The 2,154-nt window shown below is 64.8% G+C and carries 3 protein-coding genes; 2 read left to right on the top strand and 1 reads right to left on the bottom strand.

Features of this window, described 5'->3' with window-relative positions:
* Positions 1-103: 103 nt before the first annotated feature.
* On the bottom strand, positions 104-730 hold the full coding sequence (locus OP79_RS48750) for a CGNR zinc finger domain-containing protein (RefSeq protein WP_051745905.1): 627 nt from the start codon (positions 728-730) through the stop codon (positions 104-106).
* Positions 731-857: 127 nt separating this feature from the next.
* Here OP79_RS48750 and OP79_RS48745 point away from each other — a divergent pair, with 127 nt between their 5' ends.
* Entirely contained in the window at positions 858-1,040 is a 183-nt protein-coding gene (locus OP79_RS48745) for a hypothetical protein (protein ID WP_033329674.1), read from the top strand.
* A complete protein-coding gene (locus OP79_RS48740) occupies positions 1,037-1,891 on the top strand; it encodes an MBL fold metallo-hydrolase (RefSeq protein WP_033329673.1) in 855 nt (284 codons plus the stop codon). Before OP79_RS48745 ends, OP79_RS48740 begins: the two co-directional genes overlap by 4 nt.
* Positions 1,892-2,154 lie beyond the last annotated feature (263 nt).

Raw genomic sequence — 2,154 nt, 5'->3', positions numbered from 1 at the left:
CCGTCAGTTGGGCTTGCGTCATGCGAGAAGATCTACCGGTACACGCCTCGCCATGAGGGCGAATCCCGCAGATTGATCACGACCCGATACGCGCCCTAGTCGGTCAACTTGTCGGGAGGTTCCGGCCCGGTCGCCCGCGCCGCGCACGCGACTTCCGCAGGTTGGCGACGTTGCCGCAGGTACGCACGTCGTGCCACACACCGCTGGTGTTGCGGGAGCTGTCCCAGAAGGCCACCGCGCACAGCGGATTACGGCACAGCTTCAGGCGGCGCCACGTTCCAGCGCGCTGGGCGTCGTAGATCGCCAGGAGTACCCGTTGACCAAGCGCGGGAATGCCGACCGAGCCCGGCACGAATCTCACGGTCCCGTCGGCTTCGAATCGAACGCGGACGACTGACTCGACGACTGCCGGCCCGGCGTCGTCGTCGCGATCCGGGTCGTGGTCGCGCTCGACCAACGACCGCCGTATCGCGTCACGCAGAGTCCGGAGATCACTCACGCCCGGGCTGTCGCCCGCGATCCCGTAGGCACCCAGCCACCGCGCCGCCGTATCCGGCGCGTCCAGGAGGTCCGGAACATCGCCACCGGCCTTCGGGATGGAAGCGGTGTTCAGCAGGTCCTGAACGATCCGCAGCTCACCAGGCGCCATCGCGATGCCGTATCGGTCGTTGCCGTCGCTGCCCGCATGTGTGGCACCGATGTCGGAATCGCCCTGCCCACCCTTCTCCATGACAGAAGTGTACACGTTTTGCATACGCCACGCCGACGCACACGATCCGTAGATGCAAACGTCCAAGCCTTGTTTTGACGCAAGTGAAAGCCTTACGGTTACGTCACTACGAGGGAAGGGAACGACTGTGATCACCTATCCGGACAGAGGGAACCCCGGCCTACGGCGGACGGACAACGCGCCCGCATCCGCAGCGAGCGGCGTGGTCGAGAACTGTGCCGCGATGCACGTCGCCGGCACCAAGTACGGCAAGCATTTCCCACAGCAGGAGATTCTCGCTGCGACCGGCGGACAGGCGGAAACGCGATGAGCAGTACCGATCTTCGCTATGAGGTCTTCGTCTCGGACATGCTGCCGGTTGCGACCCCACCACGGCCGGACGACGGGCCGTCCCTCTGGTCACCGCTGTCGCACGCGCTCATCTACGGGAAGAACGAGGCGCTGCTGACCGACCCGCCGCTCACCCGCGAGCAGGCCGACACACTCATCAAATGGGTTGAAAGCCACGATGTGGCTCTGCGCTACATCTACCTCACCCACGCTCACTTCGACCACTTCGCGACCACGAACTACCTGCTCCGCCGGTTCCCGGACGTGACGGTTGTCGCGAGCGACGCTGTACTTTCCCGCATCACCCGCGAGACACCTGGCGGGGCGTTTCCCGACATGCTCAGGAACATCTTCGACGACGTCCTTCCCGAGCCTCCGGTGACTGTCCAGGGTTCCGTGTTCCCAGCCGACGGGCTGCTCCTCGACGGGCACGAGCTCTTCGCGCACGAGGTCGGCCACTCCGACACCGACGACACCAACGTGCTGCACGTGCCCTCACTGGACCTGGTCATAGCCGGTGATGTCGTCTACAACAATGTGCACCAGTACCTCGGAGAAGGCCGAGACGGCGGCGTGGACGCGTGGCACCAGGCCCTCGACAAGGTCGCCGCCTTGAAGCCACGATTCGTGGTGGCCAGTCACAAGGACATCCAACGCGGAAATCCAGCGTCGGACATTGAAGAAACACGGCGCTATCTCGACGTCGCCGCTGTCGTCCTCAAGCAGGCCACGACCCCCGCGGAATACTTCGACGCGATGAAGCAGCGCTATCCCGAGCGTGTGAACCCGTGGGCAATCTGGCTCAGCGCCCTTCAACTGTTCGGCACCTGACAGCCAAAACCGGCCCGTGCACGGCGGGGAAGGCGGCAGGCGGCGTCTTCCCTGCTCACGGCACGGCAGTGCAACGCGGCAACTGGCGGGGCTTTACCAGCAGATGCCGGAGTTACCAGACGCTGCGGAGGCGCGTCAGATCGGCCGGAGATCCCCTCGTGCCTCTAGGGCGCGTATCGGGTCGTGATCAATCTGCGGGATTCGCCCTCATGGCGAGGCGTGTACCGGTAGATCTTCTCGCATGACGCAAGCCCAACTGACGG

The organism is Streptomyces yerevanensis (assembly GCF_000716805.1).
Classification (GTDB): domain Bacteria; phylum Actinomycetota; class Actinomycetes; order Streptomycetales; family Streptomycetaceae; genus Streptomyces; species Streptomyces flaveus.
This window is presented reverse-complemented; position numbering and strand designations above follow the sequence as displayed.

Excerpts from the sequence above, each read along its gene's own strand:
- OP79_RS48750 (WP_051745905.1), bottom strand. The coding sequence starts at position 730 with ATGGAGAAGGGTGGGCAGGGCGATTCCGACATCGGTGCCACACATGCG.
- OP79_RS48740 (WP_033329673.1), top strand. The coding sequence starts at position 1,037 with ATGAGCAGTACCGATCTTCGCTATGAGGTCTTCGTCTCGGACATGCTG.